This is a genomic window from Pseudonocardia sp. DxW (assembly GCF_058448985.1).
Genome location: NZ_JBZFLK010000006.1, coordinates 1 through 22,497 on the forward strand (window position 1 = coordinate 1; position 22,497 = coordinate 22,497).

Annotated in this window: 26 protein-coding genes and 1 pseudogene; 5 read left to right on the forward strand and 22 right to left on the reverse strand. The window is 73.3% G+C overall.

Annotation, left to right across the window (positions count from 1 at the left end):
* Positions 1-348: 348 nt before the first annotated feature.
* The 11 genes from ACVJO7_RS10605 to ACVJO7_RS10655 are packed head-to-tail and all read right to left on the reverse strand — an operon-like array spanning position 349 to position 11,865.
* Positions 349-1,353 (reverse strand): amidohydrolase family protein, encoded by a 1,005-nt coding sequence (locus ACVJO7_RS10605; RefSeq protein ID WP_491672714.1) that lies wholly within the window; start codon positions 1,351-1,353, stop codon positions 349-351.
* Positions 1,354-1,362: 9 nt separating this feature from the next.
* The gene (locus ACVJO7_RS10610; protein ID WP_491672715.1) at positions 1,363-2,472 is read right to left on the reverse strand and encodes a zinc-dependent alcohol dehydrogenase; all 1,110 of its coding nucleotides are present in this window, start codon (positions 2,470-2,472) and stop codon (positions 1,363-1,365) included.
* Entirely contained in the window at positions 2,469-3,332 is an 864-nt protein-coding gene (locus ACVJO7_RS10615; protein WP_491672716.1) for an SDR family NAD(P)-dependent oxidoreductase, read from the reverse strand. Before ACVJO7_RS10615 ends, ACVJO7_RS10610 begins: the two co-directional genes overlap by 4 nt.
* A complete protein-coding gene (locus tag ACVJO7_RS10620; RefSeq protein ID WP_491672717.1) occupies positions 3,329-4,189 on the reverse strand; it encodes an SDR family NAD(P)-dependent oxidoreductase in 861 nt (286 codons plus the stop codon). The genes ACVJO7_RS10615 and ACVJO7_RS10620 overlap by 4 nt, the downstream gene beginning before the upstream one ends.
* A complete protein-coding gene (locus ACVJO7_RS10625; protein ID WP_491672718.1) occupies positions 4,186-5,238 on the reverse strand; it encodes a hypothetical protein in 1,053 nt (350 codons plus the stop codon). Before ACVJO7_RS10625 ends, ACVJO7_RS10620 begins: the two co-directional genes overlap by 4 nt.
* Positions 5,235-5,798: a UGSC family (seleno)protein gene (locus tag ACVJO7_RS10630; RefSeq protein ID WP_491672719.1), complete on the reverse strand. Its 564-nt coding sequence runs from the start codon at positions 5,796-5,798 to the stop codon at positions 5,235-5,237. Before ACVJO7_RS10630 ends, ACVJO7_RS10625 begins: the two co-directional genes overlap by 4 nt.
* Positions 5,799-5,813: 15 nt before the next feature.
* Complete coding sequence (locus tag ACVJO7_RS10635; RefSeq protein ID WP_491672720.1) at positions 5,814-7,112, reverse strand: phenylacetate--CoA ligase family protein; 1,299 nt, start codon at positions 7,110-7,112, stop codon at positions 5,814-5,816.
* 26 nt (positions 7,113-7,138) lie between these two features.
* Entirely contained in the window at positions 7,139-8,263 is a 1,125-nt protein-coding gene (locus ACVJO7_RS10640) for an NDMA-dependent alcohol dehydrogenase (RefSeq protein WP_491672980.1), read from the reverse strand.
* A gap of 47 nt (positions 8,264-8,310) precedes the next feature.
* A complete protein-coding gene (locus ACVJO7_RS10645) occupies positions 8,311-9,252 on the reverse strand; it encodes a TIGR03560 family F420-dependent LLM class oxidoreductase (RefSeq protein WP_491672981.1) in 942 nt (313 codons plus the stop codon).
* A 40-nt stretch (positions 9,253-9,292) separates the two neighbouring features.
* Positions 9,293-10,744 carry an aldehyde dehydrogenase family protein gene (locus ACVJO7_RS10650; protein ID WP_491672721.1) on the reverse strand — a complete coding sequence of 484 codons (1,452 nt, stop codon included), beginning with the start codon at positions 10,742-10,744 and terminating at the stop codon, positions 9,293-9,295.
* Positions 10,745-10,755: 11 nt separating this feature from the next.
* Positions 10,756-11,865, reverse strand: coding sequence for an NDMA-dependent alcohol dehydrogenase (locus ACVJO7_RS10655; protein ID WP_491672722.1), 1,110 nt, complete (start codon positions 11,863-11,865; stop codon positions 10,756-10,758).
* 281 nt (positions 11,866-12,146) lie between these two features.
* On the opposite strand from ACVJO7_RS10655, the gene ACVJO7_RS10660 reads away from it, so the two are divergent.
* The 5 genes from ACVJO7_RS10660 (at position 12,147) to ACVJO7_RS10680 (ending at position 13,803) form a co-directional block, all read left to right on the forward strand.
* Positions 12,147-12,431 (forward strand): AbrB/MazE/SpoVT family DNA-binding domain-containing protein, encoded by a 285-nt coding sequence (locus ACVJO7_RS10660; RefSeq protein ID WP_491672723.1) that lies wholly within the window; start codon positions 12,147-12,149, stop codon positions 12,429-12,431.
* Positions 12,428-12,814 (forward strand): type II toxin-antitoxin system VapC family toxin, encoded by a 387-nt coding sequence (locus tag ACVJO7_RS10665; protein ID WP_491672724.1) that lies wholly within the window; start codon positions 12,428-12,430, stop codon positions 12,812-12,814. Before ACVJO7_RS10660 ends, ACVJO7_RS10665 begins: the two co-directional genes overlap by 4 nt.
* 140 nt (positions 12,815-12,954) lie before the next feature.
* On the forward strand, positions 12,955-13,089 hold the full coding sequence (locus ACVJO7_RS10670) for a hypothetical protein (protein ID WP_491672725.1): 135 nt from the start codon (positions 12,955-12,957) through the stop codon (positions 13,087-13,089).
* On the forward strand, positions 13,073-13,651 hold the full coding sequence (locus ACVJO7_RS10675; protein ID WP_491672726.1) for a phosphotransferase: 579 nt from the start codon (positions 13,073-13,075) through the stop codon (positions 13,649-13,651). Before ACVJO7_RS10670 ends, ACVJO7_RS10675 begins: the two co-directional genes overlap by 17 nt.
* Positions 13,648-13,803, forward strand: a complete 156-nt coding sequence (locus tag ACVJO7_RS10680; RefSeq protein ID WP_491672727.1) for a hypothetical protein — start codon at positions 13,648-13,650, stop codon at positions 13,801-13,803. Before ACVJO7_RS10675 ends, ACVJO7_RS10680 begins: the two co-directional genes overlap by 4 nt.
* 41 nt (positions 13,804-13,844) lie before the next feature.
* On the opposite strand, the gene ACVJO7_RS10685 is transcribed toward ACVJO7_RS10680, so the two are convergent.
* The 11 genes and pseudogenes from ACVJO7_RS10685 to ACVJO7_RS10735 all read right to left on the reverse strand — a co-directional run bounded on the left by ACVJO7_RS10685 (position 13,845) and on the right by ACVJO7_RS10735 (position 22,490).
* A complete protein-coding gene (locus tag ACVJO7_RS10685) occupies positions 13,845-14,360 on the reverse strand; it encodes an RDD family protein (RefSeq protein WP_491672728.1) in 516 nt (171 codons plus the stop codon).
* 238 nt (positions 14,361-14,598) lie between these two features.
* The gene (locus ACVJO7_RS10690) at positions 14,599-14,997 is read right to left on the reverse strand and encodes an integrase core domain-containing protein (RefSeq protein WP_491672729.1); all 399 of its coding nucleotides are present in this window, start codon (positions 14,995-14,997) and stop codon (positions 14,599-14,601) included.
* Positions 14,936-15,307, reverse strand: coding sequence for an IS3 family transposase (locus tag ACVJO7_RS10695; protein ID WP_491672730.1), 372 nt, complete (start codon positions 15,305-15,307; stop codon positions 14,936-14,938). Before ACVJO7_RS10695 ends, ACVJO7_RS10690 begins: the two co-directional genes overlap by 62 nt.
* A 20-nt stretch (positions 15,308-15,327) precedes the next feature.
* On the reverse strand, positions 15,328-15,639 hold the full coding sequence (locus tag ACVJO7_RS10700; protein ID WP_491672731.1) for a transposase: 312 nt from the start codon (positions 15,637-15,639) through the stop codon (positions 15,328-15,330).
* 86 nt (positions 15,640-15,725) lie between these two features.
* Entirely contained in the window at positions 15,726-16,052 is a 327-nt protein-coding gene (locus ACVJO7_RS10705) for a hypothetical protein (protein ID WP_491672990.1), read from the reverse strand.
* Between the two features lie 26 nt (positions 16,053-16,078).
* Positions 16,079-16,327, reverse strand: a pseudogene (locus ACVJO7_RS10710) (helix-turn-helix domain-containing protein); the annotation flags it as partial.
* A gap of 77 nt (positions 16,328-16,404) precedes the next feature.
* Complete coding sequence (locus ACVJO7_RS10715; protein WP_491672732.1) at positions 16,405-17,355, reverse strand: NAD(P)/FAD-dependent oxidoreductase; 951 nt, start codon at positions 17,353-17,355, stop codon at positions 16,405-16,407.
* Entirely contained in the window at positions 17,352-19,028 is a 1,677-nt protein-coding gene (locus ACVJO7_RS10720; RefSeq protein WP_491672733.1) for a UGSC family (seleno)protein, read from the reverse strand. The genes ACVJO7_RS10715 and ACVJO7_RS10720 overlap by 4 nt, the downstream gene beginning before the upstream one ends.
* Complete coding sequence (trxB, locus tag ACVJO7_RS10725) at positions 19,025-19,981, reverse strand: thioredoxin-disulfide reductase (protein ID WP_491672982.1); 957 nt, start codon at positions 19,979-19,981, stop codon at positions 19,025-19,027. Before trxB ends, ACVJO7_RS10720 begins: the two co-directional genes overlap by 4 nt.
* Positions 19,975-21,567, reverse strand: a complete 1,593-nt coding sequence (locus tag ACVJO7_RS10730; protein ID WP_491672734.1) for an ABC transporter substrate-binding protein — start codon at positions 21,565-21,567, stop codon at positions 19,975-19,977. The genes trxB and ACVJO7_RS10730 overlap by 7 nt, the downstream gene beginning before the upstream one ends.
* Positions 21,564-22,490 (reverse strand): SDR family NAD(P)-dependent oxidoreductase, encoded by a 927-nt coding sequence (locus ACVJO7_RS10735; RefSeq protein WP_491672735.1) that lies wholly within the window; start codon positions 22,488-22,490, stop codon positions 21,564-21,566. The genes ACVJO7_RS10730 and ACVJO7_RS10735 overlap by 4 nt, the downstream gene beginning before the upstream one ends.
* Positions 22,491-22,497: the final 7 nt, after the last annotated feature.

The window sequence follows — 22,497 nt, forward strand, 5'->3', positions numbered from 1 at the left end:
TTGCCTCAAGACCCGAACCGTCTACGACGAAACCACCGCCTGGGCCCACCGCGACACCGCTGCCGCTTGACACCACTACGGCATGGGATGTCTGACCCGCCCCGCCCGCCGCGCGCCGCGCACCCCGCCGCACCGCGCGCTCCGCCGTGCCGGCCCGGCACACCCCGCCATGCCGGCACGCCGCGCCGCACCGGCACGCACGTCGCGCCGGCACACCGCGTCGCACCCCCGTGCCCCGCCGAGATGCAGCTCAGCGGGAATTGTCGATCTCCACAGCCCGCTGAGCTGCATCTCGGCATCTCGGCGACGGGAGGGGTGCGACAGCCGGGCCGGGCCGGACCGGGCGGGTCAGGGCGGCGGGTCGACCCCGAGCCAGCGGAAGGTGTTGTGCCACAGGATGTCGTCCAGCTCGGCCGGGGGCAGGTCCAGCGAGCGCAGGGTCCGCCCGCAGGGCTCCTCCCGGGGCATCGCCGGGAAGTCGGAGCCGGCCAGCAGCCGGTCGTGGCCGAGCAGGTCGACCAAGTAGCGCAGGGCGCGGTGGTCGAAGACCATCGTGTCGTAGAAGAAACGGCGGGCGTAGTCCAGCGGGGACGGGCCGTCGTCGTGCGCGAAGGCCCGCTCCGGCACCGCGGGCTCCTCGTTCCAGGTGCCGCTCCAGAAGTACTGCGCCCGCGGCAGGACGAGCGGGAACCCGCCGGCCGCGTGCGAGAACGACAGCCGCAGGTCCGGGCACTCGGCCGCGGTCCCGCCGGTGATCATCGAGGCGGCCGCGGTGGCGCCCTGCAGGCCGACCACGTGGGTGCCCATCGCGGAGGCCGGGAGCTGGTCGGTCGGGGCGGGCATGGCGTGCACGAAGACCGGCAGCCCGAGCCGCTCAGCCTCGGCGAAGAACGGCCGGAACCGCTCGTCGCCGATCGGCCGGCCGAGCACGCCGGAGGCGATCTCGACGCCGTGCAGGCCGGCGTCGCGGATCTGCTTCAGCTCGGCGGTGGCGGTGTCCGGGTCCTGCAGCGGGACGATGCCGAAGCCGTAGAGCCGGCCCGGGGCGGCGGCGCACAGCGTCGTGGTGAACTCGTTGACGTGCCGGGCGAGCGACAGCCCGTCGGCGACGGGCAGGTCGTAGCGCAGCAGCGGCGGCATCGGGGTGATCACCTCGGCGTCCACACCGGACGCGTCCTGCGCCTCGATCCGCTTCTCGGCGTCGAAGAAGGCGGCCTTCGCGGTGAACCGCAGCGCACCGAACACCAGCAGCCGGGCGTCGGTGCCGTCGACCGGCTCCATCCGCGGGAAGCAGTCCGGGGCGTCGTCGGGGTAGTCGTGCGGCAGCAGGTGGGCGTGCGCGTCGATCAGCACGGCGGCTCCTCAGGGCAGGTGGGGATGGACCGACACGTGCACCGCGCGCTCGCCGGGCTCGTCCCCGGCGAGGGTGCGCAGCGCGAGCGCGGTGTCGTCGAGCCCGAACGTGTGGGTGTGCAGCTTCGCCAGCGGGAACCGGCCGGACTCGATGATCGCGATCGCCTCGGCGTAGCCGCGGGCGTCGACGCCGAACGCGCCGCGCACGGTCAGCGCCCGGTTGATGATCAGGTCGGTGTTCAGCGGGTTCTCCCGGCCGCCCTTGAGCCCGGCGAGCACCACGGTGCCGCCGTGCTTCGCGGCGCGCAGCGCCTGGGTGAGCGGGGCGGCGGCCATCGGGGTCAGCTCCAGGACGACGTCGGCCCCGGCCCCGCCGGTCAGGTCGAGCACCGTCTCGACCGGGTCCTCGGCGCCGTCCCCGTCGACGACGACGGTGTGGTCGGCGCCGAACTCCCTGGCCAGTTCCAGCTTGTGCACGTCGGACTCCAGGCCGGTGACGACGATCGTCCCGGCCCCCGCCGCGCGGGCGGCGATCACCGAGGCGATCCCGCGCTGGCCGGCGCCGAGCACCAGCACGGTGTCGCCGAGCCCGACGCCGCCCAGGTGCACCGCCCACCGGACGCCCGCGCCGAGCGGATTGAACATCACCGCCAGCTCGGCGGGCAGGTTCCGGTCGACCTTGTGCAGCACCGCGTTCGGTGACAGGTAGAGGTGTTCGGCCATCCCGCCGAACAGCGACGGCGCGACGTCGGTCCCGGTGACTCCGTGCGCGTTGCCGCGGTTGCGGCACGACTGGTAGCGGCCGGTGAGGCAGTCGTGGCAGGCCCGGCAGGGCACGATCACCTCGAGCGCGACCCGGTCGCCCGGCTCGACGCCCCAGCGGGCGGCGGCCCGCTCGCCGACCTCCTCGATGATCCCGAGCGGCTCGTGCCCGGGGATCACCGGTCCGCCCGAGCCCATCCGCATGTGGCCGCGGAACATCTCGACGTCGCTGCCGCAGATGCCGTTCGCCTCGACCCGCAGCAGGCCGTCGTCGGCGCCGATCGGCGGGCGCGGGAACTCGCGCAGCTCGATGGTGCCGGGTGCGGTCTGCACGGCGGCGCGTACCTGGTCGGTCATCGGGTGTCTCCTTCGTCGGCGGGTCGGGGCAGCGGGAACGGGCTGAGCCCGCCGCCGTCGAGGACGAGGGTCTGGGCGGTGACGTAGCCGGCGTCCTCGGCGGCGAGGTAGGCGACGGCCGCGGCGACGTCGTCGGGCCGGCCGGCCCGGCCGACCGGGATCGACCGCCCGCGGGCGGCGACCGCGGCGGCGGCGGCCTCGTCGTCCAGCGTGGGATCGAGCACCGCGCGGCTGGTGGCGAGCAGACCGGGGCAGATCGCGTTCACCGTGATCCCCCACCCGGCGACGTCCATCGCGAGCGCCCGGGTCAGGCCGATCACCCCCGCCTTGGACGCCGAGTAGGCGGCCGAGCGCGGCGCCGCGGACAGCCCGGCCATCGACGAGATGTTGACGATGCGGCCGTGCCGCTGCCCGCGCATCACCGGCACCGCCTCCCGGCACATCAGGAAGGTGCCGGTCAGGTTGGTGTGCAGCAGCTCCTGCCACACCTGCAGCGAGGTCTCGCAGATGTCGGCGCGGTCGGCGCCCTGCGGTGCGGCGGCGTTGTTGACCAGCACGTCGAGCCTGCCGAACCCGTCGACGGCGGTGCCGACCATCCGGGCGGCGTCGTCCGGGTGGCCGATGTCGCCGAGCGCGGCGACGGCGCGACCGCCGGTGCCGGTGAGCTCGGCGACGAGCGTCGCGAGCCCGTCGTGGGTCCCGGTTCCGGTGTGGGCCGCCTGCCGGGCGTTGGGCACGCCGCCGGGCACCCGGTCGGTGACGACGACGGCGTACCCGGCCCCGGCGAGCCGGCGGGCGATCCCCTGCCCGGCGCCGTCCGGCTTGCCGCAGCCGGTGACCAGCGCGACCCGCGCGCTCACCGGGCGCCTCCCGCGGACCGGGTGGCGCCGTGCCCGGCGACCGAACGGACCGGCGGCCCGGCCGGGAACCGGTGCGGCGGCCCGCCCTCCACCGCGAGGGTGTGCCCGGAGATCCAGCGGGCGTGCGCGCCGAGCAGGAACGCGGCTGCGGCGGCGACGTCCCAGGCGGTGCCCTCGGTCCTCAGCGCGGTCGAGTCCCGGCGCGCGGCGCGCAGGTCCTCGCTCATGTTCGCGGCGGCGAACGACCCCCAGATCGCGCCGACCTGCACGCAGTTGACCCGGATGCCCTGCGGTCCCAGCGTCGTCGCGGCGCCCTCGGTGAGGTTCTCCAGGCCCGCCTTGGCGACGCAGTAGACCATCCCGGGCCCGCGCATCCGGACCCCGACCGAAGACACGTTGACGATCGACGAGCCGGGCGGCAGCAGCGGCACGGCGTGCCGGGTGACCTGCCAGGCGGAGGTGAGGTTGATCCGGAGCAACTCGTCGAACCGCTCCGGGGTGACGTCGAACAGTCCGGCCCGGTCCCCGACGGCGACGTTGTTGACCAGCCCGTCGAGCCCGCCGAGCAGGTCGGCGGCCCGGGCGACGGCGGTGCCGCACTCCTGGTCGGTGGTGACGTCGGCGACGACCGGGACGGCCCGCCCGCCGTCGGCGGTGATCCGCTCGACGGTGCGGCCCGCGGCGGCCGGATCGCGGTCGAGCACCGCGACCCGGGCGCCCTGGGCGGCCGCCAGCCGGGCCGTCGCGTAGCCGACGCCGGGCAGTCCGCCGTTCTGCCCGGCGCCGGTGACGAGCACGGCGCGCCCGTCCATCGGCCGGTCGCCGGCGGCGAACGGGTTCTCCAGCGGGCCGGTCACCGGGTCACCCCGGCCACCGGGACCGCGGTACCGGACCAGTCGGAGAACAGCCGCACCACCATCGAGATGCCGGCGTTGCGGGCACCGGCGACGGCCAGCAGCAGGTTCTCCCGGCCGGAACCGGCGAGCAGCGGATCGAAGCCGTCGGCGCGGGTGCCGTCGGCGAACCGGACCTGACCGTCCAGCCCGTCCTTCCCGGCCCGGGCCAGGTCGGCGACGCTGCGCCCGCAGCGCTCGGCGAGCCAGGCCCGCACCTGCGCGCGGCCGAACCCGGCGGCGGCGAGCTGCTGGGCGTGCTCGGGGCAGAACACGATCCCCGCGCTCGCGTGCCGGAAGATCCAGGCCCCGGTGCGGGAGATCGTGTCGGCGACGTCGGCGAGCAGCTGCTCGGCCGAGCCGGTGTGCCGGTTGTCGACGTACTCGCAGGTCCGCAGCAGGGTCGCGGACACCGCGGACTCCCCCGACGCGACGCCGGCCTCGACCGACAGCGGCTCCCAGGGGCTCTCCTCCTCGTTCTCGGCGATGCAGATCTGCCAGCGTCCGGGCAGTCCCTGGGTGGCCTGCTCCAGGGCGTGCGGGTGCACGCCGTAGACGTTGCGCACGATCAGCCCGATCGTCCGGGCGACGGTGGCGTTCGGCCGGAAGCCCGGCCCGAACACGCCGCCGGTGGCGTTGAAACCGAGGGCCTCGCGGACCGGGCCGTTGACCACGATCAGCGGGGCCGGGCCGCTGGTCGACTGCCAGCCCCCGCCGCCGGTGGCGCGCTCGGCGGTCAGCGCCGCCCAGGCCGCGAGGACGACCGGGAAGTACTCGGGGCGGCAGCCCGCCAGCACCGCGTTGATCGCGGCCAGCTCGACGGTGACCGCCCGGTCGAGCTGCGGCAGCCTGCCGATCTCGGTGTCCGGGGCGAGATCGGTGGTGGCCAGGAAGCGGTCGACCAGCGCACGAGATGCGGGCACCACCGGCAGCCCGTCGGTCCAGCCCTGCTCGTAGCAGTGTTCGACGGCCGCGGCGGCGAGATCCGGGTCCGGGTCGGTCCCGGCGGTCACCGCTGCGCCCCGGTGAGCAGAGCGGCGGCGTCGGCGGCGAGCCGCGCGGCCCGTTCCCGGACCTGGTCCGGTTCGAGGATCGCGACCGGGTGCGGGGTGATCAGGTAGCGGTAGCCGGTGGCGCCGCGCAGCGCCGCCATCGTGTCGGCGGTGGCGGCGAAGGCGTCGCTGCAGATCACCGCCGCGGGCACCCCGGCACGCTCGAACAGCACGCCGTCGGCGACCGCGGACGCGCTGCACGAGCCGCAGTCCCCGACCCCGGTGACGACGACGTCGCAGCCGTGGGCGTACTCGTCGATCAGCTCGTCGGGCGCCGGGACGGCGAACTGCCGTTTCGTCCGCGCCACGGTGACCCCGGCGGCGCCGTGCTCGGCGACGAGCAACCGGGCCAGCTCGGTGAGCAGCAGGTCGGCGTTCTTCTTGGTGTTCTCCAGGACGCCGATCCGCAGGCCGGTCAGGTCCGGGCGGCGCGGCGCGAGCAGCGCGGCGCCCGGCCCCGGCTCGGTCGCGGCGGCACCCCGGCCGGTCGGGTCGAGGATGGGATTGGACTGTTCAGGCACGTGTCGTCTCCTCCGTCAGCCCGCGAGCCGGGTCAGCCGGGACTTCATCTCGGCGCGTTCCAGCGAGCCGGGCGGCACCAGGGTCACCGCGGCCTTCACCGACAGCCGGGTGCGGATCACGGTCTCGATCTCCCGGCCGAGCTGTTCGGTGTCGCCTGCGGCCTCGCCCCACTCGGCCTCGATCCGCAGCGGCGGATCGACCCGCGGGCCGTGTTCGGGCAGCACGATCTGCACGGCGCCGGTGGTGCGCGGGTGCATCGCGACCACCAGGTCGCGCACCGCGGACGGGAACACGTTGACGCCGAGCACGATCAGCATGTCGTCGGTCCGCCCGATGCACCGGATCAGCGGGGCGTCGTCGGCCGCCCGCCCGGTGACGACCACCCGGTCCCGGGTGCGGAAGCGCACCAGCGCGCAGCACTCGCGGTCCACCGAGGTGTAGACGAGCTCGCCCTCGGCGCCGGGTTCGGCGGTCACCGGTTCCCCGGAGTCCGGATCGATCAGCTCGGCGATCACGTGCCGGCCGCCGGTGAAGCGCATCCCACCACTGCCGGGCTGCTCGGCGAACAGCACCGGGGCCATGTCGGCGTTGCCGAGGCCCTCGGTGACCGGGGCGCCCCACTCCTGCTCGACCTGCCTGCGGAACGCGGGCTCCCCGCCACCGGGCTCACCCCCGACGAAGATCTTCCGCAGACCGAACTCACGCGGGTCGCGACCGGCGGACCGCAGGTACTCGGCCAGGTAGCGGGCGTACGACGGCGTCGAGTGCAGGGCGGTGACGCCGAGCGTCTCCAGCGCCAGCAGTGCCTTCTCCGACGCGCCGGTGCCGATCGGGACCATCGTGCTGCCGATCCGCTCCAGGGCGTCGCGGATCGGGAGGCCGCCGACGAACAGGGTCAGCCCGGCGCCGTGCAGCACGACGTCGTCGCGGGTGGCGCCCATCGTCCGGAACGCCCTGGCGACCAGGTCGGTCCAGGCTCCCGCGTCGCGCCGGGTCACCCCGACCCAGCTGGGCCGCCCGGTGGTGCCGGTGGAGGCGTGCACCCGCACGACCTCCGACATGGCGACGCCGGCGTGCCGGCCCAGCGGCGGCTGCGCGGCCTGCGAGTCGCGCAGCATCTGCTTGCCGGTGAAGGGGAAGCGGGCCAGGTCGGCGAGCGAGCCGAACGCGGACGCGTCGATCCCGTGCTCGGCGAACAGGTCGGCGTAGAGCGGAGAGCGGGCGGGCAGGCCCTCCAGCTGGGCCCGCAGCAGGTCGGTGACGGCCTCGGCGTCGGCGGGCGCGACGAAGCCGGGCACGGGTGCAGGGGACACGGTGGCTCCTCGGATCGCGGCGGGCGTCAGACGTCGTGCACGATCACGCCGCGGATGGTGCGTCCGTCAGTCATGTCGGCGTAGCCCTGGTTGACCTCGTCCAGCCGGTACCGGCGGGTGATCAGCTCGTCGAGCTTGAGATCACCGGCCCGGTAGAGGCCGAGCAGGCGGGGGATGTCGTGCAGCGGGTTGCAGCCGCCGAACAGGGCGCCCCGGATCTGGCGCTGGTAGCTGATCATCATCCCGGCGTGCACGTCGACGGTGTTCTCGCCGAGCCGTCCGACCGCGGTGACGGTGACCTTGCCGCCCTTCCCGACGACCGCGACAGCGTCGTTCACGACCTGCGGGGTGAGCACGCCGGGGGTGCAGATGGCGTGGTCGGCGAGCTGGCCCCAGGTGGCCTCGACGACGAAGTCGTGCGCGCTCGCCGCGTCGGCGAAGGTGTGCGTCGCCCCGAACATCTCGGCGGACTCGCGCTTGAACGCGACCGGATCGACGACGACCACGTTCTTCGCGCCGGCGTAGCGGGCGCCCTGCACGGCATTGGAGCCGACCCCGCCGGCGCCGTAGATCACTACGGTCTCCCCGGCGCGGACCCCGGCGGCGTAGACCGCGGAGCCCCAGCCGGTGGGGACGCCGCAGCCGATCAGCGCGCCGATCTCGAACGGGATGTCCTCGGGCAGCGGGACGCACGCCCACTCCGACACCACCGCGTACTGCGAGAACGTGCCGAGCGTGCAGAACCCGCCGAAGTCGACGCGATCGTCGCCGGTGCCCTCGTGGAACCGGAACGACCCGTCCAGGAACATCCCGGTGCCCGCGTTGAGGCCCTTCACGCACATGTTCTGCTGCCCGGTCGAGCAGGGCCGGCAGGCGCCGCAGGCGGGGATGTAGGAGCAGACGATCCGGTCGCCGGGGCGGACCCGGCGCACGTCCGGGCCGACCGACTCGACGATCCCGGCGCCCTCGTGCCCGCCGACGACCGGGAACCGCACGGGCGCGTCGCCGGCGGTGATGTGGTCGTCGGAGTGGCAGAGCCCGGAGGCGTGGAACCGGACCCGCACCTCGTGCGCGCGGGGCGGTTCGAGCCGCAGGTCGGTCAGCTCCCAGCCGGTGTGCGGGCCGCGGGCCACCGCCGCGCGGGTGGTGATCACGCCGGCGTCCGTGGTGGACGGTCCGGCCGTCGTCTCTGCTGTGCTCACTGCAGGGCCCCCTCCGGTCGCGCCGCGACGTGCGGCAGCACCTCCGCCCCGATCAGGGCGATGTGGTCGAGATCTCCGATGTCGTAGACGTGCAGGTAGACGGTGTCCGCACCGGCCTGCGCGAGCCGGCCGATCCGGTCGGTGACGTGCTCGGGTGATCCGATGGCGGCGTTGTCCCGCATGAAGTCCGAGCCGATCACCGCGCCCCGCCGGTCCACCTCGGCCGGGGTTGCGCCGCAGGCGACCGGCAGCACCGCCGACCGGCGGGCGGTCGCCGGGTCCCGGCCGATCGCCGCGCAGGCCCGGTCGAACACCGCGTAGCGCTCGGCGAGGTCACCGCCGAGGGCGCCGTTGAACTCGTCGGCGAACCGGGCGGCGATCGCCGGGGTGCGCCGCGGCCCGGTCCCGCCGACGATCACCGGCGGGTACGGGTCCTGGACCGGGTGCGGCGGGGTGTGGTTGTCGTCGATCCGGTGGTGGGTGCCGTCGAAGGAGAAGCCGTCGCCGTGGCGCGCGGCGCGCCACAGCCCGGTGATCACGGCGAGCTGCTCCTCCAGCCGGTCGAACCGGTCCCGCATCGGCGGGAACGGGATCCCGAACGCGGCGTGCTCGCGCTCGTACCAGCCGGTGCCCAGGCCCAGCTCGATCCGGCCGCCGCTCATCTCGTCGACCGAGGCGACGATCGTCGCGAGCAGCGCGGCCTCGCGGAAGGTGGCCGCGCCCACCAGGGCGCCGAGCCGGATCCGGCCGGTGTCGCGGGCCAGCCCGCCGAGCGTCGTCCAGCAGTCGGTGGGGCGGTAGGTGCGGTCGTGCGGGTCGACGCCCATCAGGTGGTCGGAGCGGAAGAACGCGTCGAACCCGGCGGCCTCGGACGCCCGGGCGAGGGCGAGGATCGCGTCGTACCGGGAGCCGTGGCGGGGCTCCATCAGCACCCGCATCCGGAGCCCGGTGCTGTCCGTCCGCTCCGGCGAGCTGTGCTCAGCCACGGATCGACACCGTCTTCACCTGGGTGTGCTCCAGCACGGCGTCGGCGCCCATGGTGCGGCCGAAGCCGCTGCGCCGGTAGCCGCCGAACGGCCCGCCGATCACCCCGGCGCCGAGTGCCGCGTTCACCGCGACCTGCCCGGCGGCCAGCCCGCGCGACATCCGCACGGCGCGGCCGACGTCGCGGGTCCAGACCGACGCGACCAGCCCGTAGTCGGTGCCGTTCGCGACGTCGAGGGCCTGCGCCTCGTCGTCCACGGTGAGCACCGACAGCACCGGGCCGAAGATCTCCTCGCGGGCGATCGTCATGCCGGGATCGACGTCGTCGAACAGCGTCGGCTCGACGAAGAATCCCTGGTCCAGGCCGTTCCCGGTCGGCGTGCCGCCGCCGGTGACCAGCCGGGCGCCCTCCGCGCGGCCGGTGCTCACGTAGCCGAGCACCCGGTCCCGCTGCCGGGCGTTGATCAGCGGCCCCATCCGGACCCGCTCGTGCCAGGGGCCGACGGTGACCGCCGCCATCTCGGCGGCGAGCCGGTCCACCACCTCGGCGCGGATCGACCGGTCCACCACCACCCGGGACCCGGCGGCGCAGATCTGGCCGGTGTTCAGGGTGATGCCCGCGACGATCGCCGGAATCGCCTTGTCCAGGTCGGCGTCCGGGAACACCACCTGCGGGGACTTGCCGCCCAGCTCCAGGTGCAGCGGCACCAGCCGGCGGGCGCAGGTCGCCATCACCGCGGACCCGGTCTCCGGGGAGCCGGTGAAGCCGACCCGGTCGACGCCGGAGTGCGCGGGCAGCGCGGCACCGGCCTCGTGGCCGTAGCCGGTGACGACGTTGACCACGCCCGGCGGGATCCCGGCCTCGCGGGCCAGCCGGGCCAGTGCGAGCGGGGTCAGCGGGGCGTCCTCCGCCGGTTTGACGACGACGGTGTTGCCCGCGGCGATCGCGGCGCCGGTGTCGTTGGCGAACATCGGGCCCGGCGCGTTCCACGGGATGATCGACGCCACGACGCCGTAGGGCTCGCGCAGCGTCAGCCCGAGCACGTCCGGGGTGTGTGTGGGCAGCGAGAGGCCCTGCACCTTGTCGGCCTGCCCGGCCAGGAAGGTGAGCATCCGGGCCATCGGTGGCGGGCCCCAGTGCGGGCGTCCGACCTCGCGGGACTCCAGCCGGTCCAGCTCGTCGGCGTGCTCCTCGACCAGCTCCGCCCAGCGCAGCAGCAGCCGTCCGCGTTCGGTGGCGCTGGTGTCGCGCCAGGCCGGGAACGCGGCCCGGGCGGCGGTGACGGCGGCGTCGACGTCGGCGGCGGTGCCGCGCGGCACCCGCCCGACGGTCTCGCCGGTGGACGGATCGAGCACGTCGATGGTGCGGCCGTCGGTGGCGGGCGCCCAGGCATCGCCGATCAGGTGGGTGCCGTCCGTGGCGAGGTCGGTCCGGGTGATCGTCATGGTGCGTCCCCTCAGTGCTCGTGCACGATCACGCCGCGGATGTTGCGGCCCTCGAGCATGTCGGTGTAGCCCTGGTTGACCTCGTCGAGCCGGTACCGCCGGGTGATCAGCTCGTCGAGCTTGAGATCGCCGGAGCGGTACAGGTCGAGCAGCCGGGGCACGTCGTGCAGCGGGTTGCAGGCGCCGAAGATCGCGCCCTGCACCCGGCGCTGGTAGCCGATCAGCATCCCGGACGGTGTCCGGACCGAGCCGTTGCCGACCGCGGTGATGGTGACCTGCCCGGACTTCCCGGTGATCGCCAGCGCGCGGCCGATCACCTCGTCGTGCAGCACGCCGACGGTGATGATCGCGTGATCGGCGAGCTCACCCCAGGTCGACTCGACGACGAACCGGTGGGCCTCGTCGGCGTCGGCGAAGGTGTGCGTGGCACCGAAGACCTTCGCCATGTCCCGCTTGAACCCCACCGGATCGACGACCACGACGTTGCGGGCGCCGGCCAGCCGGGCGCCCTGCACCGCGTTGGCGCCGACCCCGCCGCAGCCGTAGACGACGACGGTCTGCCCGGCCCGCACCCCGGCGGCGTGCACCGCGGAGCCCCAGCCGGTCGGGACGCCGCAGCCGACCAGCGACGCGACGTCGAACGGGATGTCGTCCGGGATCGGGATGCAGGAGAACTCGGAGACCACCGCGTGCTGGGAGAACGTGCCGAGCACGCAGAGCCCGCCGAGGTCCTCGCCGTCGAGGTGGAACCGGAACGTGCCGTCCGGGAACTCGCCGGTGGCGGCGTTCTTGCCGGCGTCGCACAGGTTCTGCCGGGCGGTGGAGCAGTACCGGCAGGAACCGCAGGCCGGGATGAAGCAGCAGACGACGTGATCGCCGACCCGTACCCGGGTGACGCCGGAGCCGACCGCGTCGACCACCCCGGCTCCCTCGTGCCCGCCGACGACGGGCATCCGCATCCGGGCGTCGCCCTTCTGGATGTGGTCGTCGGAGTGGCAGAGGCCGGCCGCGTGGAACCGGATGCGGACCTCGTTGCCGCGCGGGTCGTCCAGCTCGACGTCGGTGATCTCCCACGGTGTTCCCGGTTCGCGGCAGATCGCGGCTCGGGTCGTGATGCCCATGTCGGCTCCTGTGTGTGGCAACGGATGCGGCCGCCTACGGAAGGCCAGGCCCGGATGCGGGATGTGGGCCGGGTCACCGGCTCGTGCGTTCACGATGCCGCCCGCCCGGCGGGTGCCGGGAGGCCGCTTTCACGTCGCGGAAGGACGGTCCGCAAGCAGAGCGCGGCGACAGCCGCGTCGACCTCCTGGCACATATCTGAAATTTATGGCGAAGATAGGTTAGATGCGGCTGATAAGGTCCACCCGTGTCGATTCTTGATGGCCCCGCCACGCCGAACGAGGTGTCCGCCACGCGTGACGGCCGGGTGACGATCCCGGCGCAGCTGCGTCGGGCGGCAGGAATCGAGCCGGGGTCGCGGCTGGTGCTCTACCTCGACCACGGTCGAGTCGTGATCGAGGAACGCACGCATCTGCTCACCCGCGTGCAGCAGGAGGCGATCGACGCTGCCACCGCTACCGGGGTCACCGGCAGCGCCGTCGACGAGCTACTGGCCGACCGGCGCGCCGAGGCCGCCCGCGACGCCACCGACCCGCCCACGTCGGCCGTGGACGGAGGTACACCGTGAGCGTGGTCCTCGATGCCAGCGCGATCCTGGCCCTGATCTACCGCGAACCCGGCCATGAACGGGTCGCTGCGGCACTTCCCGGCGCGAGGGCCTCCTCGGTGAACTGGGCCGAGGTCGTCACCATCCTGACTCGGCGCGGCCACCCCGACCCCGCCACGGCAGCCGAGGCCATTCGCGCACTCGGGATCGACCTCATGCCGTTCACCCCGCACCAGGCGGTACGGGCCGGCATGCTCTGGACCTCCACCCACCCGGCCGGGTCGTCCCTCGGTGACCGCGCCTGTCTCGCCGCTGCCGAATCCGGCGGTGTCGAGGCCGTCCTGACCGGCGATCGCGCCTGGGCCGACCTCGACACGGCCACTCCGATCGAACTCATCCGCTGAGAGCGTGTCTCCGACGCTCGTGGCGAGCTCACGATCGTCGCCAGGACGACCCGCCGCGGCAGGTCGGAGCGAGCTCGTCCTGGCTGTACCCGGTCTGGGCAGCAACCCTCTCGTCGGAGGCTCCCGCTACGGTCGCCCGGGTGACCGCGACCGAGCCCGTGATCACCACCGGCCTCGTCCGCGAGCTGCTTCGGGACCAGCATCCGGATCTGGCCGATCTGCCCCTGCGAGAGGTGGAGGGGCGACTGGGGCAATCAGATGTGGCGGCTCGGTGAGGACCTCGCCGTGCGGATCCAGCGGATGGACACCGATCCCGGCCCGCAGCTCAAGGAGCGGCGGTGGCTACCCCACCTCGCCCTGCACCTGCTGTTGCCGATCCCCGTCCCGGTCCGCACCGGCGCACCGGGCGAACGCTTCGCCAAGCTCTGGACGGTGATGCCCTGGGTGCCGGGTCGTCCACTGGACCGCGGGGCGATCACCCGGCCCGAGCACGCCGCCGACACGCTCGCCAGGTTCCTCCGGGCGCTGCACGTCCCGGCACCGAGCGACGCACCGCCCGATGAGATCGGCATCGGTGCCCACCCCCGCGAGAGCACCGGAGGCTTCGACCGTTTCCTGAACTCGATCGATGCGGCAGCGCTCGGCACCGACGTCACCCGGGTCCGTGCCGTCTGGGCGGACGCTGCCGCCGCGCCCCCTGGGACGGCCCGCGGGTGTAGGTGCACGGCGACCTGCACCCGGCGAACGTCGTCGTCGCCGACGGACGCTCGCGGGGGTCGTCGACTTCGGTGCGCTGTTCGCCGGCGACCCCGCGGTGGACCTCAGCGCCTACGGTGAGATCGACCCGGCGCGCCCGCGGGCTGGCCGTGCTCAAGAGCCCGTTCCTGATCCTGATGGGTCAGAACGGCGACCGCTGCCTGCCCGGTGGGAAACCGGGATGGGGCCCGGCCGGCCGGGCCGCGCTGGACTGGGTCCTGGGCCAGACGTAGCCGCCACCGACGGCCGGGACTCACGCCGACGAATTCGAACCCTATGCGGCCGTACCGGCGGCCGGGTGCACGGCGGTACCGGCCACCCGGTCGTGCAACCCACGGCCCTCGCCCCGCAGCACGGCCAGGATCATCATGGCGAGCAGCGGGTAGGTCACCGCGGTCGCGGCGATCGTGAGCCGGTCCCGGGTCTCGAAGCCGCCGAAGGCCGTCCCGATGGCGACCGTGTGCCCGAGCTGCCATGGCACACCGATCTTGACCGTGTTGCGCAGGAGGGCTCGCCGACGGTCGATCGGCAGGCCACGACGGTCGGCCACGACCAGCCCGTGTCGCCGCTTCCCCCAGGTCGCCCGCGCCGGTCCGGCCTCCTGCTCCGCAGCGAGCCAGGTGGCCACGACCGGTGGGACGGCGCTGGCGGCGAGCACGAACGCGCGGTTCCCGCCCCAGCCGGCCGCGTTCGCCGCCATCCCGAGAGGCACGGTCGCCACAGCGACTCCGGCGTAGACGACGCAGTCGCACAGGTAGGCGCGCCCACGGCGGCCGGCCAACCGGTTCACGACGGCACCGTACCCGGGCCGCTCCCGGTCACGTGCCCACGGCACACCCCTTCACCCCGCCGCACACCCCCTGCTGCGGGTGTGCGGCGCGGTGCAGGGGTGTGCGGCTAGGTGTGATGCCCAGCCAGGTTGTTCAACCTGGTTGTCAACTCCGGCTTAAGTCTGACCCGGCGTGGTCCGGGCGAAGTCTGACCCATCTTGTTGGTCGTTGTGAACCGTCTCGGGTTCGGTGCCGGCTTCATGCTGGTGGCGGCTCCGGTTGGAGCGCCGCTGGTTGAGCGTAGTAGGCAGCTTCGAACTCATCGGGTGGGACATAGCCCAGGAGGCTGTGCAGTCGCCTGTGGTTGTACCAGTCGACCCATTCCATCGTGGCGTACTCGATGTCGTCGACCGTCTTCGCCGGGCGCGCCCGAAACGGACTGTCCCTACCGATCACCTCGGTCTTGAACAGTCCAATAGTGGATTCGGCGGGTGCATTATCGTAGGCGTCGCCGACACTGCCGATCGACGCCGCGATACCCTCGATGCTGAGAGTCTCGGAGAATGCAATAGACGTGTAGTGAGACCCGGCATCGCTATGGTGAATGAGGCCGTCGCTGATTCGCCTCCCTTGGTGGTCGCGTCGCCACAAGGCCATCTTCAGTGGTGCGGTGACGGCCCCCTCGGACCAGCCCGGCCAGGCCCTCGTCGCGCATCAACCGGTCGATCGTGCAGGCCGCCGCACGGTGGCCCTGACGGCGTAGGTGTGCGGTCATCTCTCGTCGTCCGTACATGCCTTCTGGGGTGCCTGTCGTGGCGCGCAGCGCATCGGTCAGATAGGCGTCGGTGATCGTCCGAGCCGATGGTTGGGCGGTTTTCCAGTTGCGATACGTGCGTGGGGTGACCTGGACGCCTTGCTCGGTGAGCACGCGACAGATCGACTCGGCCCGATATCGACATGCACGCATCTGATCGATGAAATCACAGATCAGCGGTGGCGAGGGTCGAGTTCCCTCGCGAAGAAAATCGAAGCAGCTTTGAGAATCTCGTTGGCCTCTTTCAGATCCCGGACCTCACGCTCCAGGTCCTTGATCCGCTGCCGCTCGACCGTGCTCGGCCCAGGCACCTGCTGGGCATCGACTTGCGCCTGCACCGTCCACTGGCGCAGCGACTCGACCCCCACGCCGACCTTCGGCCCGATCGCTTGACACGCCGCGTACACCGACCGGTACTCGTCGAGGTGGTCGAGCACCATCTTCACGGCCCGGGCACGCTGCTCGGGCGGGCAGCGCTCGGACATGATCCACATCCTCCACAAGGAAGGAAGCGGCACCGAACCCGGGACGGTTCAAGGACGGTGTGCAGGTAGCAGGTGCCCAGCAGAGGCTAGTGGTACCGACTCCTGGGCAGACCGGTTCGTGTCGAGGTCACCGCACGGTTCTTCTCGCCTTGTCGGCGGCCGACGTAGCGCCATCCGCCTCCGTCGGGGACCTTGCCGAGCTTCTTGATATCGACGTGGATCAAGTCGCCGGGGGCCTCGTGCTCGTAGCGGCGGATCGGCTCGCCAGTAGCCCGGTCGATGTGGGTGAGCCGGTTGATGCGACAGTGCACGAGCACGGCGTGCACGGTCGAGGACGCCATGTCGAGCCGGTCGCCGATCTCGACCGGTCCCAGGCGCTGCTTCCGGCGCAGGTGCACGATCTTGCGGACCACCGGCGCCGGCGTGCGGTTCGGCTGATGACGGGGGCCGAGGACCGGTCGCGCATCCCGGCCGGGCCTTCATCGCGGTAGCGCTGGGCCCACTTGTTCGCAGTCCGCCACGAGACGTCGTAGCGCTCGGCGGCGCGGGCCACAGACCAGCCTAGATCGACGACCAAGCGAGCGAGTCGGAGCCGGGCACGACAGGTGAGCGCGGCGTTGGAGTGGGTAGCGTGGGACACGAAGGCCTCCTGGGTGCGGAGCGGTTCCTCGACAGCTCCACTCCACACCCGGGAGGCCTTCGCCCATCTCTACAGATAAGACCGTGTCGTCACACGATCTCGACCAACGTGCCTGGGCATCACACCTAGCGGCGGCGGTGGAGGACGGTGTGGGCGGCGCGTTCGCCGTCGGCGGCCGACTCGGCGAGCAGCGCGGCGCTGCCGGCACGGATGTCCCCCGCCGCGATGATCCCGGGGTGCGAGGTCATCAGGTCGTCGTCCACGACGACGTGCCCGGTGGTCGTGCGCCGCACGAGATCGGCGAACCGACCGGTGTCCGGTCGCAGGCCGATCTGCACGAGCACCCCGGCCACCGGCTCCTCCGCCTCGGCGCCGGTGGCGAGATCGCGGACAACGACCGAGCCGACCCGGTCGGCACCGCCGATCGCGGTGACCGTCGCCCCGACCCGGAAGGTGACGTTGCCGAGCGCCGCGGTGCGGGCGACGAGCTCGTCCCGGGCGGTCGGGACGGGGCCGTCGTGCACGACGAGCACCCGGGCCGCGTACCCGGCGAGCACCGCGGCCTCGTCCATCGCGGAGTCCCCGCCCCCGACGACGACCACGTCGAGGTCCCGGAAGAACGGCCCGTCGCAGGACGCGCAGCGGGTCACCCCGCGCCCGGTGAGCCGGTCCTCGCCGGGCACGCCGAGGCGCCGCCGCAGGGAACCGCCGGCCAGCACGACCGCGGACGCGACGAACTCCTCGCCGCCGTCGGCGACCACCCGGAACCGGTCGCCTCCGGCGGCAGCCCGGAGCTCGTAGCCTCCGGGGAGAATGCCGGTCACCTCGGCGAGCGCCACCGCGGCGCCGGCCGCCTCGGCGTCGTCCATCAGCAGGGCGCCCAGGTCGTAGCCGGCGATCGGCTCGGCATGTCCGGGGGCGTTGGTGATGCCGTCCACGGTGGACACCTGGCCGCCGACCGTGCCCCGGTCGAGCACGAGCACGTCGGCGCCGCCCGCGGCGGCTTCGCGCGCGCAGGTGAGACCGGCGATCCCGGCACCGACGACGATCACGTCGTGTCCCGACACCGGGCTCACCGCCACTCGTCGATCGAGACCGTGACGACCGGGCGGGAACCGATGATCTGCCAGTAGCCGTTGGTCCCGCCGCCGACCACCACGACACCGACGTCGCGTTCGAGGAACATCGGGATCTCCGCGTCCGGGGCCGCCGCCAGCCGCTCCGCCAACGGGCTCTCGCCGGAGGTGGCCCGCGGCTCGATGTAGTTGCGCACCAGCTGCAGGTCCCAGTAGCGGTCCGCGCGCATGGTGGCCGTGTCGTGGATCCAGGAGATCAGCGCGGCCTTGTCGGTGAAGCCGCCGCGCTCGACGAACTGGGCGGCCGCGATCGGATCCAGCAGCAGTGTCGGCGCGCCGACCACGTCGGTGCCGCGCAGCATGTCCCGCACGTGCTCGCGCCAGTGGTCCGGGCGCAGGCCGAGGCCGAACGTCGTGGACCGGCCGCCCCGGAAGACGGTCACCGTGCTCTCGTCGGCGCGGTGACCGCGCTGCACGTGCAACGGCTCCCAGGGGCTGCGCTCCTCGTTCTCGGCGAACGTGACGTTGTTGTAGGTGAGGCCGTTGCCCTGCGAGCCCATGTACGTCTCGCCCGGCACCGAGCCGCCCTGCAGGTTCTGCGAGGCCAGCCCGTAGGCGCGGCCGATGGTGGCGTTGGCGTGGTTGTAGGGGCCCATCGCGCCGATCCCGCTGTTCATCCCGATCTCGTGGCGGACCGGCCCGTTCACCACCACCATTGCCGACGCCGAGCTGGACGAGCTGTTGCGCGCCGACTGCCCGCCCGCGGCCAGCGCGAGGATCACCGGCAGGTACTCGGGCCGGGCGCCGGCCATCACGGCGTTCACCGCGACCTGCTCCACGGTGTAGCTCCAGGCGCCGCGGTTCGCCGTGGGCTGCATCCGGCCGACCACCTCGCCGGGGTCGCGGCCGGTGCCGCGCAGCATCGCGGCGACCCGGCGCTGCGTCGGCAGCACCACCGGAAGCATGTCGGTCCAGGCCCGCTCCAGGAACAGCTCGTGCAGCCGGTCCTCGGACGCGGCCGGCAGGAACCGCCGGGCGGCGGAGCGGGCCGGACCGGCGTCCACCGCGGCTGCGGCGGGTCCCGCGGCCGAGGTCAGGCCGTCCACGATCCGCCGCATCACCGGGCCGCCGCGCACCGGATCGTCCCCGTGCACGTAGTCGCGCAGCTGCCCGGCCGAGCGCCCCATCACCGGCTGGGGCACGAACACCTGCGTCAGCTCGGCGAGCCCGCCCATCCGGGCCACCGATCCGACGACCCGGTGGAAGGTCTCGGTGTGGACGGCCACCGCGGGCACCCCGTAGCGGGTCTCCAGGGTGATGGCGTGCGTGGTCACCGCCGGCGCGCAGGTGCTGCAGTGCCCGACGCCGAGGATCGCCACGCCGCCCTCCGCGGCGATCCGGGTCCACAGCTGCGGGTCGTCGGTCGCGTAGGTGCCCGACAGCTGCACCATCGTGGTCCGGACCGCGGGCAGGTGCTCGCCGAACCAGGTCTCGATCTGCCGCAACAGCTCCACCGAGTCGTCGAACCGGCTGTCCACCAGGAACACCGGCCGCCCGTCCAGCGACGGCGGCCGGTCGGCGGCCCGCCGGCCGCGCACCTGCGGCGGTGTGCCGGTGGGGTCGTGGACGACCACGCTGTCCGGCGGATCGGCGCTCATCGGATCGGCGCTCACGAGGCGCGCCGCAGGTCGGCCGGTCCCTGCCCGGCCAGCCAGCGCTCCGCGTCGATCGCCGCCGCGCAGCCCGATCCGGCGGCGGTCACCGCCTGCCGGTAGTTCCGGTCCACCAGGTCACCGCAGGCGAAGACGCCGTCGACCGCGGTCCGGGTGGTCCCGTCCAGGGTGCGGACGTAGCCGTCGGGGTCCAGGTCGAGCCGGCCGGCGACCAGCCCGCTGCGCGGGTCGTGGCCGATCGCGACGAACATCCCGGCGACGTCCAGCACGGACTCCGCGCCGTCCCGGACGTCGCGCATCCGCAGCTCGGCGACGGCGCCGTCGCCGGTGACCGCGACGACCTCGCGGTGGGTCGCCCAGTGGATCGCCGGGTTCGCCCGGGCCCGTTCCAGCATGATCTGCGACGCCCGGAAGGTGTCCCGGCGGTGCACGACGGTGACGCTGCGGGCGAACCGGGTGAGGAACTCCGCCTCCTCCATCGCGGAGTCCCCGCCACCGACGACGGCGACGTCCCGGTCGCGGAAGAAGAACCCGTCGCAGGTCGCGCAGGACGAGACGCCGCGCCCGAGCAGCTCCTGCTCCCCCGGCACGCCGAGGTAGCGCGGCGCGGCGCCCATCGCGAGCACCACGGCACGCGTCCGGTGCACCGCGCCGTCCGCCACGACCTCGGTGACCGGGCCGTCCCACCGGATCTCCTCGACGTCGCGGGCGCGCAGGTCGGCACCGAAGCGCTGCGCCTGCGCCTGCATCCGTTCCATCAGGCCGGGGCCGTCGACGCCATCCGGGAAGCCCGGGTAGTTCTCCACGTCGGTGGTGGTCATCAGGGCGCCGCCGTAGCTGGAACCCTCGAACACCAGCGGGGCCAGCCGGGCCCGGGCGGCGTAGACCGCCGCGGTGTACCCGGCCGGACCGGAGCCGACGACGACCAGGTCGTGCACCGGGGCCGTCACGATGTCTCCGGCTGGTCGCTGAGCCACACCTCGGCCAGCCTGCGGCCCTGGTGGATCGGGCTCGGGTAGAGGTCCTGCACCCGGGACGAGAAGACCGTGTAGTCGAACTTCTGGATCGGCAGCATCCCCTGCACGATCTCGGTCTCCATCCGGGCCTGCATGGCCTTGTGCAGCTCGCGCTGCTCGTTCTCGTCGGTCGAGGTCTGGGTGCGGGCGTAGCTGTCGATCAGCTCCTGGTCGTCGACCAGCGCGTAGTTCTCGATGTAGCCCGGCATGAAGTCGCGCCAGGTCTGGTCGGGCAGGTGCAGCGTGCGCAGCGCCTTGGTCATCGCGAACTCGTGGTTGCGCCTGCGCTCGATCCCGGTGCCGGGGTCGACGGTCTCGATCGTGACGTCGATCCCGACCTCGGCCAGGTCGGCCTGGATCCACTGGGCCTCACGGACGTCCTCGTCGTCGACCCGCTGCACGGTCAGGGTGGTCGTGAAGCCCTCCGGAAGACCGGCCTCGGCGAGCAGCCGCCGAGCCTGGTCGGGATCGAACGGGCGCAGCTCGCGCACCTCGTCGGCGGACAGTGCGGCGTCCGAGATGTCCGGCCGCAGGGTCGAGGTCAGGTTGAACGAGCCGCGGATGGTCTCGCCCATCCCCTCCCAGTCGATCGCCAGCATCACCGCGCGACGCACGCGCAGGTCGTCGAACGGTTCCTCGCGCGGGTTCAGGTAGAAGCTCACCGGCGCACCCGGGGTCTCGTCGACGGTGAAGTCGCCGCCGCGGAACTCGTCGGCCACGTTGACGTCGCTGGTGGTGCCGACGTCGAGGCGGCCGCTGCGCAGGGCGGCGGTGAGCGCCGCGGTGTCGCTGATCACCGGTCGCCGGACCTCGTCCAGGTAGGGACGGTCCGGCACGTGGAAGTCGGGGTTGCGGCGCAGCACCCATTCGACGTCGGGTGAGTGCTCGACCAGCAGGAACGGACCGGTCCCGATCGCGACCGTGTCGAGGTCGTACTGCCCCTCGATCCCCTCCCGGGGAACCATCAGGAAGGTGTGGTAGGCGAGGTACTCCAGCAGCGGGGCGAACGGCCTCGACAGGTTCAGCACGACGGTGTGCTCATCCGGCGCCTCGACGCTCTCCACCGCCTCCAACATGTAGGCCTGCAACCCGCGCTCCTTCATCGCGGTGATCGTCGCGACCACGTCGTCGGCGACGAACGGGCGCCCGTTCACCGGCTCGACGTCGTGCCAGTTGACGTCCTGTCGCAGCGCGATGGTGTAGGTCAGGCCGTCCTCGGAGATCTCCCAGGACTCGGCGAGGTCGCCCTCCAGCTCCATCCCGGTGACGTCCGGCCCGGTCCGCCAGTCGAGCAGCTTCCCGTAGACCGAGCCGGAGATCAGCCCGGTGGCGCTCGGATCGGAGCTCTCCAGCGGGTGCAGGTCGGTGGACACCTCGTTCGGCAGCTGCCAGATCAGCGTGCCCCCGGGGCGCGGGTCGCCGACCGGCTCGTCGCTGCCACCACCACCGCCGCCGCCGGCCCCGCAGGAGGACAGCACCAGTGCGCCGGCCAGTACCAGCGCCGCGGCGCGACCCGGTCTCACACCGACTCCCGGTCGAGCTCGCCGGTCACGTCCAGGGCGACCAGCGGCACCGGGCCGGCGAGGTCACCGGCCGCCGCCGGCACGTAGGCGAAGTTCTTCGCCCGGGCCCCGCCGTCGACGACGAAGTCCTGCCCGGTGATCAGCCGGGCCTGGTCGGAGCACATCCAGGCCACGCAGTGCCCGATGTCGGTCGGCGTCCCGGTGGTGCCCATCGGGACCATCGGCACCCGGTCCCCGCTCCAGCGGGCGGGCCTCCGCCACGGCTCCTGACCGGTGCCGCCGCCGATCCCGTTCCGCGGGCGATCCATGATGGATTTCCCGTCCGGGCCGGTCAGCGCCGGGTTGTCCGGGGTCGGCGCGGTCGGGGTGAAGGAGTTGACCCGGATCCCGTAGGGGGCGAGGTCCATCGCAGCGGCCCGCACGAAGTTGTTCACGCCGCCCTTGTGGAACGCGTAGGCGATCACCCCGGCCGAGCCGGACCAGCCGTTCGACGAGGAGACCAGCACGATCGAGCCGCGGGTGCCGCGCTCGGCCATGTGCCGCCCGACCGCCCGGGTGTTCAGGAAGCTGCCCAGCCCGGCGACCCGCACGGCGCGGTCGAAGAACTCGGCGCTCTCGTCGAGCACCCCCTTGCCGCCCAGCAGGGCGGCGTTGTTGACCAGGATGTCGATCCCGCCCAGCTCGCCGACGACCCGCTCGACGTAGCCGTGCACCTGGTCCTCGTCGGTGACGTCGCCGGGGACCGCGATCGCCCGGCCGCCGTTGCGCTCGATCCGCTCGACCGCGGCGGCCGCGGCCGCCGGGTCGATGTCGTTGCAGGCCACGGTGGCGCCGTAGCGCGCGAGCGCCAGGGCGATCCCGCCGCCGATGTTCGGGCCGGCGCCGGTGACCAGGGCCACCTTGCCGGCGAGTGAGATGTCCACTGTGCAC